The sequence below is a fragment of the Leptospiraceae bacterium genome (genome assembly GCA_015075105.1).
Lineage (GTDB): Bacteria > Spirochaetota > Leptospiria > Leptospirales > Leptospiraceae > JABWCC01.
Genome location: JABTUZ010000001.1, coordinates 82,681 through 98,834 on the forward strand (window position 1 = coordinate 82,681; position 16,154 = coordinate 98,834).

General features: G+C 34.7%; 13 protein-coding genes and 1 pseudogene. 3 read left to right on the plus strand and 11 right to left on the minus strand.

Annotated features, from left to right (window positions below; all coding sequences use genetic code 11):
- Nucleotides 1-117: 117 nt before the first annotated feature.
- Nucleotides 118-324: a cold-shock protein gene (locus HS129_00415; protein MBE7410522.1), complete on the minus strand. Its 207-nt coding sequence runs from the start codon at nt 322-324 to the stop codon at nt 118-120.
- 423 nt (nt 325-747) lie between these two features.
- Here HS129_00415 and HS129_00420 point away from each other — a divergent pair, with 423 nt between their 5' ends.
- Nucleotides 748-3,279 (plus strand): methyl-accepting chemotaxis protein, encoded by a 2,532-nt coding sequence (locus HS129_00420; protein MBE7410523.1) that lies wholly within the window; start codon nt 748-750, stop codon nt 3,277-3,279.
- A 15-nt stretch (nt 3,280-3,294) separates the two neighbouring features.
- Here HS129_00420 and HS129_00425 read toward each other — a convergent pair whose 3' ends face one another.
- From HS129_00425 to HS129_00460, 8 genes and pseudogenes are all read right to left on the minus strand, one after another.
- Nucleotides 3,295-4,650 carry an MATE family efflux transporter gene (locus HS129_00425; protein ID MBE7410524.1) on the minus strand — a complete coding sequence of 452 codons (1,356 nt, stop codon included), beginning with the start codon at nt 4,648-4,650 and terminating at the stop codon, nt 3,295-3,297.
- A 71-nt stretch (nt 4,651-4,721) separates the two neighbouring features.
- Nucleotides 4,722-5,012 (minus strand): pathogenicity locus, encoded by a 291-nt coding sequence (locus HS129_00430; GenBank protein MBE7410525.1) that lies wholly within the window; start codon nt 5,010-5,012, stop codon nt 4,722-4,724.
- A 5-nt stretch (nt 5,013-5,017) separates the two neighbouring features.
- Entirely contained in the window at nt 5,018-6,364 is a 1,347-nt protein-coding gene (locus HS129_00435) for a glucose-6-phosphate isomerase (protein MBE7410526.1), read from the minus strand.
- 73 nt (nt 6,365-6,437) lie between these two features.
- A pseudogene (locus HS129_00440) lies at nt 6,438-7,591 on the minus strand (PQQ-dependent sugar dehydrogenase).
- Nucleotides 7,592-8,320, minus strand: coding sequence for a hypothetical protein (locus HS129_00445; protein ID MBE7410527.1), 729 nt, complete (start codon nt 8,318-8,320; stop codon nt 7,592-7,594).
- Nucleotides 8,317-10,140 (minus strand): CHAT domain-containing protein, encoded by a 1,824-nt coding sequence (locus HS129_00450; GenBank protein MBE7410528.1) that lies wholly within the window; start codon nt 10,138-10,140, stop codon nt 8,317-8,319. Before HS129_00450 ends, HS129_00445 begins: the two co-directional genes overlap by 4 nt.
- Nucleotides 10,141-10,149: 9 nt before the next feature.
- Entirely contained in the window at nt 10,150-10,872 is a 723-nt protein-coding gene (locus tag HS129_00455; GenBank protein ID MBE7410529.1) for a hypothetical protein, read from the minus strand.
- A 49-nt stretch (nt 10,873-10,921) separates the two neighbouring features.
- Complete coding sequence (locus HS129_00460) at nt 10,922-11,809, minus strand: sigma-70 family RNA polymerase sigma factor (GenBank protein MBE7410530.1); 888 nt, start codon at nt 11,807-11,809, stop codon at nt 10,922-10,924.
- Between the two features lie 229 nt (nt 11,810-12,038).
- Here HS129_00460 and HS129_00465 point away from each other — a divergent pair, with 229 nt between their 5' ends.
- A complete protein-coding gene (locus HS129_00465; GenBank protein MBE7410531.1) occupies nt 12,039-12,803 on the plus strand; it encodes a M23 family metallopeptidase in 765 nt (254 codons plus the stop codon).
- A 2-nt stretch (nt 12,804-12,805) separates the two neighbouring features.
- Here HS129_00465 and HS129_00470 read toward each other — a convergent pair whose 3' ends face one another.
- Entirely contained in the window at nt 12,806-14,407 is a 1,602-nt protein-coding gene (locus tag HS129_00470) for an NAD(P)/FAD-dependent oxidoreductase (GenBank protein ID MBE7410532.1), read from the minus strand.
- Nucleotides 14,370-14,696 (minus strand): phosphoribosyl-AMP cyclohydrolase, encoded by a 327-nt coding sequence (locus tag HS129_00475; protein ID MBE7410533.1) that lies wholly within the window; start codon nt 14,694-14,696, stop codon nt 14,370-14,372. The genes HS129_00470 and HS129_00475 overlap by 38 nt, the downstream gene beginning before the upstream one ends.
- Before the next feature lie 433 nt (nt 14,697-15,129).
- On the opposite strand from HS129_00475, the gene lepB reads away from it, so the two are divergent.
- Nucleotides 15,130-16,149 (plus strand): signal peptidase I, encoded by a 1,020-nt coding sequence (gene lepB / locus HS129_00480; protein ID MBE7410534.1) that lies wholly within the window; start codon nt 15,130-15,132, stop codon nt 16,147-16,149.
- Nucleotides 16,150-16,154: the final 5 nt, after the last annotated feature.

Sequence of the window (16,154 nt, forward strand, 5' to 3'; positions counted from 1 at the left end):
AATAGTGTTTTTCAGGCTCTACAATATTTACTTGAAATTGTAATCTTGATTTTTTGATGATAGAAAAAAGTAGGGCTTGGATGCAAAAAGCCCATATCCGTTAAAGAATGAATGTGATTAATTTGCGAGAGGTTTTACTTTTGCAGCCGCTGGACCTTTTTTACCGCTAACAATATCAAACTGAACTCTCTCTCCGTCTTTCAATTGTTTAAATCCGTCGGTTTCAATTTCTGAATAGTGAACAAAAACGTCATCACCGCCATCCATTGAAATAAAACCATAACCTTTCTCTTTGTTAAACCACTTTACTGTACCTTGTGCCAATGTAAATCTCCTTGATTGATGAGTGTTTGGGTTTCTGGTTCAGCGAGAGAATTGGATGAAATAACAACTACAGAGCAGTAATTTTTTGGTAAGGTAAAAACTGTTAGAGTGCTTTGATTCAACTTAATACTACCTGCCGATTTAAAACTTCAACCAGCCATTCCGACAAATTCTAAGGCAATAAATAATTTTGTAAAGCATTTTTTAAAAATTTTTGATAAAAAAATAGAAAAAATTACTAAGATTAATAGTATGGCAACAGGGAAAATTCTGCCTCAAAATCTATAAAAGCAGGGAAACGAGTAAATCACCGTTCAATAGAGTAAAAAAAGCATTATACGGAAATTTGGCTTAGTTTTTCCGTTTTATAATACAAGTACGATTACCGTTAATTGTTGTAAGAATATAAAAAGTAGCTAACAAATGAGAAAAAACCTACCGGTAACAAAATCAGAAATTCCTCTATCCGATCATAGTATATTGATCTCTAAAACTAATTTGAAGGGTGTTATCACTTATGCAAATGAAGACTTTGTAAAAATTTCCGGTTACACTAAGGAAGAATTGGAAGGTCAACCTCATAATATTCTAAGGCACCCGGACATGCCACCATCTGCATTTAAGGATCTTTGGGACACTATAAAAAGAGGGGAGCCTTGGTTTGGGTTTGTTAAAAACAGAACAAAAAATGGCGATTACTATTGGGTGGATGCTACAGTTACTGCGAGCTACAACGATGCAGGTGAGATGGATGGCTATGTATCTGTTCGGAAAAAAATGAGTTCCGAAAATATTTCTAAGTATCAGGCGATCTACGACAAAATCAATAGAGGAGAAGTTTCAAAAAGTTTCAGTCTTTCTCCCAAAAAATGGATTTTGAATATGAAAATCTCCAGTAGGCTTAGTTTATTGTCTGTATCTTTTTTTATATTTATTATTTTATTTACAAGCCTTGGAGTGTATGAAACTAAAAAGAGCTACGATGTTTTCAAAAAAGAAAATGATGGTGCAGTTTTTTTGGGACAGATTTCTAAATTCACCCAAGGAATTGCAGTTCACAGAGGAATGACTTGTGCATACCTTGCTGGTGATAAATCTTTTGAAGAGCGAATCTTGGAAAAGTCCAAAGATATAGATAGAATTTCAGAAGAGATTACTAGAATGGACTTGGAATTTAAGGAGATATTGAATACGAAAGAATATTGGGGAGAAATTGTGAGTGACTGGAATGAATTAAAAACTCATTATTCCAAATCAAATTCTTTAGAAAATTTTAAAAGGCATGCAGAAGTCATTTCAAAAATTCTCCTATTTGCAAAATACCTCGGAAATTCCAGTGAGCTAATCTTAGAGCCTGATCCAAATTTATATTATTATACGGTGCTAATCACAAATATTTTTCCTTATCTTTCTGAAAGTGAAGGGCAGATGCGGGCTTTAGGGGCGATTATACTGAATAAGAAAATTAATTTGCAAGAAGAAGAAAAAAGAATCAGAAAAAAGATTAGCGAAGCAGAATATCTCAAAAACGAATTCAAAGATACTTATAATTACATTAAGCTCAATAACCCAAACTTATCTCCAGAGGTCAGGTTGACTTTGGATCGAACTCTGGAAGCAAATGAAAAATTACTTTATTTGGTAAATACCGAAATTTTAGATAAAGCAAAACCGGATATGGAGCCTAAGAAATATTTTGATGAAATTTCAGGTTACATTCACGAAAATTTAGAGGCTTACAACACAACTACTTTTCATTTAGAAAACCTACTTCAAAATAGAATTTCCAATCTGAAAAAGAAGTTGGCTTTTCTGTTACCCGGTACTGCAATTTTAGTCTTATCGCTTTTTTATATAACAATTCTTACACATAGATCTATTACAAATTCGATCAACAACTCTATTCAAACTCTCATTCATCTAACCAGAAAAAAGGGAAATGTCAGCCGGACTATCTCAATAGAATCGAACGATGAGATTAGTCTTTTAGGAAAATGGATCAACGTACTTATTTTAAACTTTGTAGAAATTATCTACTATTTGAAAAGAGAGTCCCAGTATTTGATCGCCCAGTCTGAAAAAACTGTAGAGCTTGTGACTGCAAGTAATGAATCCACTCAAAGCCAAGCTGCATCTACAGAGGAAACTTCTGCCGCATCCGAAGAACTTCATGCCTCTATTGAAAATGTAGTGAGTAGTATTCTCCAAGTTTCAAAAAACTTGAAAGAAATGAATTCTATCAGTCAAAAATTTAAGAATTCTCAAGCACAGATGAGTGAGATTGTGAAATCTCTAAGAGTAAAAACTGACTTTTTCTCAGAAGAAGCTAGAAAGGCAAACGAGTCCACAAATAGTACGATTGAAGCGATTAAAAACGTAGATGAAAATGCTAAAAAAATTGATAATGTAGTTACTGTAATTAATGAGATCTCGGACAGGACAAATTTGTTAGCGTTAAATGCAGCAATTGAAGCAGCAAGAGCTGGTGAATATGGAAAAGGATTTGCTGTAGTTGCCCAAGAGATTTCTAAACTTGCAGATCAAACCGCCCAAAATACAAAGAATATCCAGAAATTAGTGAGCGATACGAAAAAATCTGTTTCCGACTCTGTGTCTAAAGTGAATACCACTTCTTCTACATTATTGGATTTTATAAAAAATATTGAGTCAATTAAAGATTCGACCAATATTGTATCCGGGGCACAGGAAGAGCAGATTTTAGGTGCAGAAAAGATTGTGAACAATGTACAAGAAGTTTCAGATTACTCCGAATCAATTACAGAGGCTGCCAATCAACAAAAAATTGCGTCCACAGAAATTATTAAAGCAATTCAATCCATTACAATCGAAACTCAAAATTTAGCCGCAGGCTCTCATCTACTTATGGATACAGCCAAACAATTGGAGTCAACAGGAAAGACTCTTCTAGGAATCATTAAAGAATACAATTTGTAAGTAAACAAGATAGACTTAAATACGAATACTTACCCATTCTTTTTTTCTGAATTTCCAAACAAAGGCTACGCTCATGGATAGTATCCATACAAATACCGAAGACCACAAACCTACAGTACCGTATTTTAAATGTACTCCAAGATAATAACCCAATGGAAGCATGACAAAAAATGACACAAATATATAAACTACCATGACCCAGTAAACTAATCCTGTACTTCTAAGAGCAGACCCTACTACCATGTGGTAAGCGTCTCCTACTTGAATGAGAGAGACTACAAATAAAGCAGGGTAGGTTTCGCAAATGATGATTGGGTCGGTAGAAAATAGGGAAATGATTTCTTTTCCGAATATTATAAATACAAGTCCTACAAAACCCATTAAAAAAGCCGAATAGGAGGCCGCTCGAAAGGTTCCTTGATAGGCGAGTCGAATTTTCCCGGCACCAAGTGCTTGACCTACAAGAGTAGTCGCTGCGATTCCAAAAGCAAACCCGGGCATAAAGGAAATTGTCATTATAGAAAAAACTATAGAAGACGCTGCAAGTGCTGTAGTGCTTATCATCCCTGCAAATTTTGTGAATATTAGAAATGCGAGATTGGTTAAGACACCATCTACTCCGGGTGGAAAACCGAGATAGAAAATTTCTTTGAGTACTTCCCAGTCAAAGAATTTTCCTGAAGATTTCAGGTAATTTAGAACTTCTCTTTTTAGTAAAAATAAAGAGATTACAACCATCCCAATAAATCCGGCGAGAGATGAAGCCATTGCAGCTCCATCAACACCGTAAGCCTGAAAACCTAGATTTCCATAAATCAAAACCCAGTTCAAAAAAATATTACTGAAAGTCACAACGAAGGCTGCGATCATCCCTATATAGGTTAGCCCAAGCCCATTTAGAAATGCTCGTATCACAAAAAGTACAAAGAAGAAACCTGACCCGAGAAAACGGATCTTAATGTAAGAGCCTGCGGTTTGAATAATGGCTTGGTCATCACTCAAAAGCTGTACAAATGAGTCAGTCAAAAAATATCCTATGAGTGAAAAAAGAATCCCTCCATAGATTGCAAAACCGATTGCGGATAAGGCAACTTTCCCGACACCGGAGAAATTTTTTTCTCCTACTCTTCTAGCGGTTAAGATTTGCACACTGGATGATGCGTTTAATATAAAAGATAGAATTGTGAAATAGGCAATTCCACCGAGACCTGTTGCGCCAAGAGCAATTTCACCGAGTTTTCCTACCATCATCGTATCGGCAACTTGGATCATAGTATGGCTTATCATTTCTAAAAATACGGGAAGAGAAAGGCTTAGGATTAGAAAATTTAGTTTTGTGTTTTGGAAAATTCTTTTAATTTTGTGAAACATTATAGTTACAAACAATGTTTTTTCTTTGACTAAGAAAGCAATGGTTTTTCACTAAAGGGGAGTTTGCTTGCTTATTTGGAGCTTTGCTTTTTGTCTTTCCAATACCACCATTGCAATTTTTCGCTAACACGTTTTTTTTCCGGGGTTTTAGCAAAATAGCAAGCACACCTAAATACATAGAGTAAGCACCTGTCTTGGGTCATTCCAGAAAAATCATTTGAGTCTTTATAAAGAACTTCCGGCTCTTTATTTTTCAAATCTTCTATTTTTCGTATCCCTATATCATACAAATCTTGTGCAATAGATTTACCTACACCCGGAATTTGCATCAAATCTTTTAAGGACTCATATTTTGCATTCATCTAATTTAGGGCTTCTGAAGTTTTGATTCTATATCGGCTTTTATTTTTTCGTACCCTTTTTTTCCAAGTAGAGCAAACATATTGTTTTTGTAACTTTCTACTCCCGGCTGATCAAACGGGTTTACCCCCAGCATGTAACCGGATACGCCGCAGGCATACTCAAAGAAATAAATTAACTCCCCTATTGTTTCTTCTTTTATTTCAGGAATATCAACTTCTATACTGGGAACTTCGCCATCGTGGTGGGCAAGTATGGTTCCGAGTAATGCCTTTTCGGTAAGATAGGAAAAAGTTTTACCAGCTATAAAATTTAATCCATCGGGGTCGTCTTTTACGGTAGGGATTTTGAGATTTTTCTTGGGAGAAGAAATTTTTAAAACTGTCTCAAACAGCATTCTCTCCCCGTCTTGAATGTATTGTCCCATTGAATGAAGGTCTGAGGTAAAATTCACTCCTGCGGGAAAGATTCCTTTTTTTTCTTTTCCTTCACTTTCTCCGTAGAGTTGCTTCCACCATTCCGTAAAATATTGAAGTGCAGGATTGTAGTTTACGAGTATTTCAATTTTTCGACCTGTGTCGTATAACGTATTTCGCAGAGAAGCATAAAGGCAGGCTATATTTTTTTCTGGGTTGTTCTCTTTCGATAGAGAGTCAGCCATTTTCGATGCACCTTTGACAAAAGACTTAATTTTATTTCCGGCTACTGCAATCGGCAAAAGTCCAACTGGGGTCAATACCGAATAACGTCCACCGACATCATCTGGGATTACAAAAGTTTGAAATCCGTATTCATCTGAGAGTTTTTTTAAAGCTCCCTTGGATTTGTCTGTAGTGGATATTACGCGTTTTTTTAATTTTTTGTTTCCGTATTTTTTTTTGGCGAGTTCAAGTAGTAACCTAAAAGCCAATGCAGGCTCTGTAGTTGTTCCCGACTTGGAAATTACATTTATGGAAAAATCTTTGTCTTCTAAAAAATCCAAAAGCTCGCTATGGTAGGTTGAGTCTGTGTGGTGTCCTGCATAGAGTATTTTGGTTTTCTTTTTTTTGAAAAAATCAAAAGGAGATTGAAGAGATTCTATGACTGCCCTTGCGCCAAGGTAGGAGCCGCCGATCCCTACAACTACTAAATAGTCTGAGCTTTCTTGAATTTGTTCTGCAACGTCTTGGATTTTTTCTAATTCAGAGTTTTTTATCTTTAAAGGTAAATCCACCCATCCAAGAAATTCAGAGCCTTTGCCTGTTTTGTTATGGAGTAGCTTTCTGGACTCTTCGGATTCTTTTAGATTTTTTTCTAAGGCTTCTTTGGAAAAAAAATTTTCCGTAAATCTAGATTGGATTTTTATATCGGACATAATCACTCCTTTGAATTGAAAGAATCAATTTCAATTTACATTGTAAGAAAATTAGAATTTCTTTGTCAGCATTTTATTTTATTAAATAATAGATTTCTCCCTTTGCGAAGTCAGAAAAATAGATTTCTCCTTTTGAATTTTGGCCAAAAGTACTGATTGGAAAATTTGCCTTGAACAATTTGAAATTATTTATTTTCCTTGATTTTTCAGTAAAAAGAACCCAAACTTTTCCGCTTACAAAGTCTCCGTAAACATACCCTCCATACAATTCAGGAATTTCTTTTCCTCTGTAAACATAACCGCCCGTAATCGACTGACCTTCCGAATGGGAATATTCGTGTATTGGCTCTGCAAATTTTTCGTTACATTTTGGATTTTTTTTGTAACAGTGAAAACCTTCTCGAATATTCCAGCCGTAGTTTTTCCCTTTTTCTATAATGTTGATTTCTTCGTACTCGTTTTGACCGACATCGGCGAGAAAAAGTCTTCCTGTAGATTTGTCGAAAGAATACCTCCATGGGTTTCTAAGACCGTAGGCAAATATTTCGGGCAAGAACTCTTTATCGTTTGCAAAAGGATTGTCTTTTGGGATTTTGTAGAGTTTGTGTTTTTCATTTTTGTCAACATCAATTCTAATCATAGAGCCAAGCATGGTTTTTGTATTTTGGCCATGACCGTGAGGATCTCCACCCGAGCCTCCGTCCCCAAACCCAATATACAACAGCCCGTCATTTCCAAAAGCCAGTTGACCTGCATTGTGGTTAGGGTAGGGCTGTTCGATTTTGAGTAAAACTTTTAAAGGGGATTTTAAGTTTTCTGAAAAATTTTTGGACTTGGATAAAAATTCTGTGATAAAAGTGTAGTCTTTTCCGTTTTCTCTAACTACATAGTTTGCATAGAATAAGCCATTTTGTAAAAACTTAGGGTGAAATGCAAAACCGAGTAGCCCGGCTTCGCTTCTTGTAGTAACAACTTCTTTCAAATTTAGGAAAATATTTTTTTTACCGCTTGAAATTTCAATCAATACTCCGGTTCCATTTTTTTCCAATACGATCATTTTGTTGTCGTTTAAAGGAAAAAATTGTATGTCTGTGATTTCTTGAAAGCCGGTTAGGATTTTTTTGAAATGTATTTTTGTCGTGAAGTTTGGGCTTTCTCCTTGGATCGGAGAGAAGAGAGTGAAGAACAGAAAAAAAAGAATACAATTCGAAAGAGTAAGATTTCTATTCATAAGACAGGTGCTTTTGTAAATATAGTTTCCAATTCAAAATATAGTTCTGAATTCTTACAGATACTTAGTCTTTCGCATAACGCATAAAATGGGCTATAAGACGATTCTATATAGTTTATTTCAAAAGAAGTCGTGTATAGTAGTTCGGGTTTTTGACTAAGGTTGAGTCTGTGTGAGAATATTTTTTTTAGTAAGTCGGTGTAGTTTTGAAAAACTACCAAAATAGGGATTTGAAGGGTTTTGAAAAAATTTTCTAATAACTCTATGGTTATATGGTCTGAAATAATAAGAGAGTAGTCTATGGAGTTTAGATTTTCATTGGATAAAAAATCTTCCCAGTAATCGACTGTTTTTCTTTCTTTATTTTTGCAATTATAACCCTGGCAGATAGACGCACCGTAAAAAGAAAAATTTTGACTTTTCGGATCCTTTGTAAATACAGGGTGGATCATGCAACCGATCTTTTTCTCTTCTTGGTCTATATAACCCAGAAAGGGACAGTTGTATGTGGTATTGTCAAACTTTTCTATTTTGTTTTCTTTTTCTTCCATAGTCTGGCGATAGGCTGCAATTGTATGGGCTTTTTTAAAGTCTATTAGAGAACGAAAGTTTTGCGTACGTTTTTTAAATAAGTTTCTTAATTCTGTTTTTGAAATTTTTAAATTTAGAAACCCACAACACGCTCCGCAAGAAAAGCAGGAATTTTTTGGTTGGCAAACACTCATGATTTTTGGTTTAAAAAAATGCTTTTGCGAAAACCGGGAAAAGACAGGCTTGTATTGTTTTCAGAATCTCTGTCGATGAGTACTCCTGTCAGAGGGAAACTTCTTTTATTTTTTAAATTCAATAGTAAAAGTTTTCCGTCAATTTCATCTATTATAGATTGCACATACTCTTCACTTGCAAAGGGAGCTTGTGCCAGAAAGGAGGAAGGCTTTGTCCCTCTGAAGTAGTAATTGGTCTTTGTGTCTGAATCCGGGTGAACTAAAACTATGGCCAAGTTTTCAAATTCTTCTAATTCAAGTAATAAATTTTCGTAATAGTATTGAAATGAGATGAGATAGATCTCTACCAATTTTTCGTCAATTTTTTCTTGGGTATATAACTCAACCCATTGGATCATTTTATAAATTGTGTCTTTCAGTGTGTAAAGGATGGATACCGAGTTGTCCAAAAGTGGATTCATTCTCAGTTTCTTAAAGTCACTCAAACACTGAAAAATTAAATCCCACCAATTTTTTAAAGTGAGTGCATCGTCCGGATGCTCTGGAATATACCTTCCCAGTGAATGAAATTTGTGATCACTGAAAACAAAGCACCCAATCACTTTAGAAAATTCTTCAAAGGTATTTTTTAATTGATCGAAGTTTTCAATTGCAGTACTTGTAGAAACATCTTTCATGAAGTCCATATAGGATTTTGCAATCGGGGTCGGATAGAAATTATAAACATTAGAAGGGTTGATGATGTCTTTTTTCAGCTTTGCTTTTTCTTCTAGAATTTTAAAAGTAGGATCCCCATGGAGAGAATAATTTGCCCAAGTTAGATCGTTTATGTTGTAGTTTCTTCTTGCATATTCTCCTGCAAGAAAAAGAGACTCGCCTATTGTTTTGTCGTTGAATAGAGAAGTATAAAATCGTATAGTAAAATCTAAGGTATTTTCGTTGTCTGCAATTTCCCAATTTGTTCCAATAAATGTACGAATCCCCGACATTAGAAATGAGCCTGCGAAGAAATTTAAAATACTTGGATTGGATTTCTTTTTAGCGTTTTCGGATGACTGACAGGAATTGCTAAAAACTAAATCTGTGTCAAAGCCGCTACTCTTGATTTCTCTTGCCTTTATTACTTTATCGTTGGACAGTAGCCAACCGTTTTCCAAAGGATCGTCAGAAAAGTATAAATGTCCGGAATAGTGTATGATATTTTTTCCTTTGATGAGAGACAGTAACTTTAGTTTTGTGACTTGCCTTCCTCCGATAAATTCTATATCTAAAACAGACGACGGGACTTTTTGCTTTAGGGTTTTATATAGTTTTTCTCCTTCTAATCTTGCCCAATCTAAATCCTCAGTTGGGTCTGCGATGATTAGCATTTTCAGGCTTTCTCTGGATTTTTTCAATTTACTGTGAGAGTACCCTTGAATGGTTTTTCCTATACAAAATTTATCTGATAAAAAACAATTTCCGTTGTGTAGCACAGACCAAGGAATTACGCTTAAAGGGGGTGCAATGTGAAAGTGAAGATATTTCTCTGATGTAGTTCTTAATTTGTCGGCGATCGGGGTTGGAAAAAATTGGTCAAAAAAAGCCTCTCCGATTTTTTTTAGGTCACTAAGTATGTCGATGGAAATTTGTGAATTGCCATCTTGATCAAAATACAGATTTCTGGAGACCTTGGTAAGGTGGTCAACCTCTTTCATAAATTCAAAAATCAAATCTTCATCTACAATGGATTGCAAATGGGATTCTTTGGTAGGACTGTCATTTTCTAATACATTAAATACATTGACGTTTCCTACACGGTCAATTAATAACTCGATCATAAGGAAATATTATTCTGTATAGATTGTAAGGTCAACTGATTTCAATCTATTTTTTCCGTTGAAATTCAGTCTATAGATTCCTTCCTGTAAATTTGGAAAACTCACAATTCCTTCTTCGTCTATTTTAGAAGACATAAGCAGTCTTTGGTTTAAGTTTAATTCGACTTCGTGAAAAGTGTTTTCATTTTTTGGATGCAGTTGAATCGTAAGGTAAATTAAATTTTCAGACTCTTTGATGAATTGATAAGAAAAATGAATGTCTTTATCTGATTCTTCCAAGATTTTATATTTCAGAGAAGTATTTTTACTGCGAAAGGACGGGGACAACGGGTAGAGACTTTCTATGATACCTTTTCCAAACACGTCAAACACTTTAATCGTATCTGAAATTACACAAAGTAAGGATAGGTTTTGAGATTTGGCAGTGGTGTTGTCTTGGATAAATTTTTGTAAATAGACAGGAAGGGGCTTATTCGGGATATTTTTATCTTCCATTTTTGCGAGATCAATATTTTCGTTAAAATCCGAATACACCTTTGAGTTTGTCCCTGCAAGATATTTTTCTTTCAGAGTGTCAATGGTGAAATGAATCGTTTCAATACTTTGGTGGAGGGCTGATGTGCAATTTTCGCATTCAAATACTTTTGCAAATTGAATATCATTATTGAATAGAAAATTCTCAATCCTACTTCCATAGCAGGTTGGGTTTTTACAAAATTTATTATCATTCATAGTTTAAGTTCACTCGGTTACTGTATTTGAGACGAAAAAAAAAGATTTTTTACACATAGGCCAACAAATTTTTTTGAAGTATTTCTATAACTCGGATCAAAGCTACGCTTACGTTTCCCTCTGATATTTCCAAGATTTCGGATACTAACTTGTGTGGGGTTCTGGCAATTAGGTTGCCTTTTTGCTTTTTAGTCAATAATTTTTGGATTTGTTCGTATTTTTTGGAAATTGCAGATTCAATTTTATCTTTATATTCGAGGTTATCTTGAAAATTGATTTTTCCTTCCTTGTTTTGAATTTCTTTCAATCTTTGAATTGATGTGTAAAGCGATGTGATTTTTTCTTCGGAAAGTATGTTTTCCTTTTCTTTGTCCGAAAGAATCTCCCGAATTTTCAGAATTTCTTGGGAGAGGCTTTCTTTTGTTTTTCTCGTTTTATTTAGGATATAATCAATTTCGTCGTCTTCCAAGTATAAATAGTAGATAAAGGATAATTTGAAAATTACTCTGTTCTCTATTTTGATTTGAGAGAGGGCTTTGTAAAATTCATCTGTTACAAAATACGCATTTTCTTTTTCTAAAAATTTATTGTCCGGCTCGTTTTCTATTAAACTGTATTCTTCACCCTCTGAATTTATTCTATTTATAGAGTGGACTTTTAATTCTCTCTTAGATCTCTTCCAGTCGATTAGCATATTTCTAAGTACGGAATAAAACCATGTTTTGAAGCTGGACTTCCCTTTAAACGATTGGAATTTTTTGCCTTCTTTTAGTCTTTCATACGCATATAAAAAAAAATCACCGGCTTCGTCTTCACTGAGGCGAAAAACTTTTATAGGAAAATTGTAAATATCTTCAGAATATTCTTCAAAAAAAAATTTTAGACTTTCTGAATTTCCTTCTGCACAGGATTGAATGAGTTTTAATGTTACATCCATTTTTCTATTGAAAAAATATCTTTACGTTTATAGAAAATTTTATCTATTGGATATTGTATATTCATTTTTTATTGATACTACAATGGCAAAAAAAATATATTTATTATTTCTATTATTCTGTTACTTGCCTTTCCCTCTTCGTTGGATAAGCTCGGAGTCAGAGCTGAAATTTTTTTATGTATAAGATCAGAAAAAAAGTAAGTTATCATCTACATTCGGAGAGTCCAGAATGGATCATTTTCATAATGGCTTGGATATTGTTTCTATAAATGAAGAAGTGAAGTCCATAGCAGATGGAAAAATTGTCTATACCCGGTATTCGGAAGACCAGCCTTTTGACAGCGATTACGGTACTGGAAACTGCGTTTGGGTATCCCACTCCAAGGGAATATTGTCTGCTTACTATCATTTAAAAAATACAAGGATAGATTTTTCTAAGTCAGATAATTTTGTAAAAGAGGGTGAAAAGTTAGGCTATACCGGAAATACAGGTCACTCCAGTGGCTCGCACTTGCACTTTGTAGTTGCATCTGAAAATGGAGCAAAATTGATTAACCCTCTTATGATTTTACCTAAAATAGAAGATAGTATTTCTCCCGAAATCGGAGGGCTTACTTTAAGCGTAGGCGAAAATTATACAAATATCAACGACGGAGACAGCATCAATGTTTCTAAAAATTTTCCTCTCACCGTAACCGCTTTCGATAAAGGAGAGAATAGTGGTCAAAGAAGAGGAGTTCAGTATATAGGGTTTATTTTTAATGGCATAAAAATCAAAGAAAGCAGATTCAACGAAATTTCTATAAAAAAAGGAAAATGGATAAACGAAGATTCCTTAGAATATGATGAGCTGTACTATAATGGGAACTACTACATTGGAGACCTGTCTTTAAAATCCGGAGAGAATACAATCCAAGTCAATGTCGCCGACTTTCACGGAAACACAAACTCTAAAACTTTTAGTTTTTACGTAAATAGAATTAGCGGTAAATAGATTTATTTTTTCTTTCCGGCTAGGATCCTGAAAATATTCAACCCATCCATTTGGGTTAGTGCTGCAGCCATTCCTCCCATCATTGCACCCGTGACCCCCGGAGAAGAAGCATCTGCTCCAACTAGATACAAACCTTCGATCGGAGTTTTAATATTGCACCAAGGAGATTTCCCCTTATGGAATCTTTCGGGAACGCAAGGGATTCCGTAAATATTACCCTGGAAGTGTCCGGTGAAATGCTCGTTTGTGATTGGAGTGGATAGTTCTGAAAATTCGATTAGGTCATTAAAGCCCGGAAAAATTTTCTCTACATAGTTCAATAAACTTTCAGAGATTTCTTTTTTTAGTTTTTGGTAGTCTTCGTCTCTTTTTTTCCAAGGTTGGTCCTTCCATTTTTCAAAGGACTCATAATCACAAAATGCGATGATTTCTGCTGTGTGGGTTTTTGATTCCGGGTCTTTTAAAGAAGGAAAAGAGAGGTATAGTCCTGTAACATCTTTTGATTCTACCCAAGACTTTCTATTGGAGAAGTTTTTGTCGTGGTCGTAGTTGGAAAAAATCCAGTAGTTCTCTCCTTTGAATCCGAGCTTTCTTGGGTCTTCCGAAAATCCAAGATACAAAGTTACACAAGCAAGATTTGGGCTATCTTTCATAAATTTTATTAAATCTTCTCTAAAGGTGATTTCTACAGAGTCCGGAATTAGCTTTATATAAGTATTGTACGCGCCTGCATTTGACATTACTATATCAGAATAAAATTCTTTTGTATTGTCTTCTTCTCTTGTGTGTAAGTTTTTTACCCTAACTCCTGTTACTTTTCCGTCTTTGCATAAAATTTCTGTGACCTCGTGAGAAAGTAAAATTTCTCCACCTTTTTCTAAAATGATAGGCTCTATGGACTCGACTATTTTACCTGCACCTCCTACAGGGTAGTACCCACCATTTATATAATGCTCTACAATTAAAGAATGGATTGCAAAGCTACTGAGAGAAGGTGGGAGACCGTAATCCCCCCATTGAGAAACAAGTAAACTTTTTAGTTTCGGATCCTTGAAGTGAGAATCCATATAGTCTTTTGTGGTTTGAATCGAATCCTTAGATTCAAATAAATTGAAAAAACTATCTAAAAATGGTGGTGCTAATTTTAGCATCATATTTTTTCCGAAGTGACCTGCGACTTTTTTTACATCGAGGAAATATTTTTCGATTGAGGACTTTTCTTCTGGAAATAGATTCACTAAGTCGGAAATATATTTTTCTCTATTTCCATAAACGCTAAAAGTAAAATCGGGATATACGAATTTTTCAAAAGGCTCTTCCATTTTTTGCCAATGGACTTTTCCTCCAGTGATTGTATCAAAAATTTTTCTCGTAAAACTTTCTTCTTCTAAATTTCCTATATAATGGATTCCTACATCCCAGAAAAATTTTTGTAACCTTCTGAAGCTGTGGGTAAATCCACCTGCTTTGAAATGTTTTTCTATAATCAGAATTTTTTTATTTTTGTATTGTGCGAGTAAACTCGCTGCGGTAAGGCTGCCGATACCAGAGCCTATAAATATGCAATCATAACGATTTGAGGTTTCCACTATTTTTACTCCCATATATTTGGTTAGGGTCAAATTCTTTTTTAGAATAATTAGTCACAAAAGAATCTTTTTCTAATTTTCTATAGAAACAGGAATAGAATCCTGTATGGCAAGAAGGAATTTTTTCTTTAGTTTGAAAAATGATCGAAGGCGTTTCGGAAAGATAGTAGATTTGTGAAATACTTTGGATCATACCGCTTTCTTCCCCTTTTTTCCAGATCGAATTTCTTTTTCGGCTGAAATAATGGGCGTAGCCGCTTTCTATACTAAGTGAAAGAGCTTCTTCATTTCCAAAGGCTTGCATTAGAATAGTCAGGAATGGATCTATCGCAATAAAAGGGACTAGGGACGGAAAATGAAGGTCAGTTTCTTTTGAGATTTCTAAAAGTTTTACGGGGCTTTTAGGAAATTCACCCAAGATTAAAAATGAATCTTCGTCGCAGTCTATAAAAATCTCAGAGTCTGGATATTTTTTTTGTAGCTCTTTTGCGAAATATAGCGAGTCCGCACATTTTGACAGTTCTATTCTTGCAATTTTTTTAGAAGTGGTGTCTTGATAAATTAAGATACAATTTTTCTGTTCTGGCATTTTATTCTAACCATAATATAAAAGTAACAGAGATTGCAAAATAGTATTTTCATTTGAAAAATAGAAAAAATTGAACCATGAAAACATTGTCCCAAAATTCTCTTTTTAACAATTTGACAAAGCCCCCTCTAAAAAACAAAATGGTTTAATGAGTTCAAGAAAAGAAAAAAAATCTGAAAATACCAAAGCGAAATCAAAACAGCCTTCTGCCTTTTCATCTATCGGCTCACTTGTCTTTATTGTAGTATTGGTTTTTGCATTCAAATCTTCTATTCTGGATGCAAATAATATTCCTTCCGGTTCTATGATCCCTACTTTAAAAATTGGTGATTTTCTTTTTGTGAATAAAATGCGTTATTCTATTCGTATGCCATTTACCGAAAAAGAAATTTTCAGAATAGACAACCCTAAAAGAGGAGATATTATAACCTTTATCCCACCCGCTACAGCACTCTCTGAAGATGAAGCCAAGCTCGGAATGTTTTCTAAGCGTTTTGTAAAAAGAGTTGTAGGGATGCCCGGAGATACGATTCGGATTACAAAAAAAACTTTAGATACGACGAAAGGAAAAGTAGACCTTTCCTTTATAGAATACAAAGAGAGTGGAGCTACAGAATTTCAGAATTACAAACCGACTGAAATATCCAGAGAAAACGAGTTGAATGACTTAGATAACCCGGAAGCGTCCAAGCGTGCACTTTTTTTAGAAGAAAAGAATGGGTTCAAACATTTTACCTTAGAAGGGTATGACGATGATAGAAAATTTCATGTCATGGAATATTGTGATTTTAGAAATGGTTGCACGATCCCTCCCGATCGCTATATGGTAGTTGGTGACAACAGAGACGATTCTCACGATTCCAGAGCTTGGGGTTTTGTTTCGAGGGAAGATATTTTAGGCAAGGCTCTAATCATTTATTTTTCAATTGACTGGAAAGACAATGTGTGTATGTACAAAAATGAATCTGAGATCGCAGAGAAAGGTACAGAACTTACAGAAAAATACGAGGGAGCCGATTTGTTAAAAAAATGCCACCCTTATGAGATTTCACCTTACGGTTTTAGGAATAGAGAAGAATCTAAAAGTGATTGGGTTTTACGCACCCTCCAATATAGGATTTGGAGAATGAGTATTCGATGGAAAAGAATTGGAAGAATTTTACAATAAGTTAA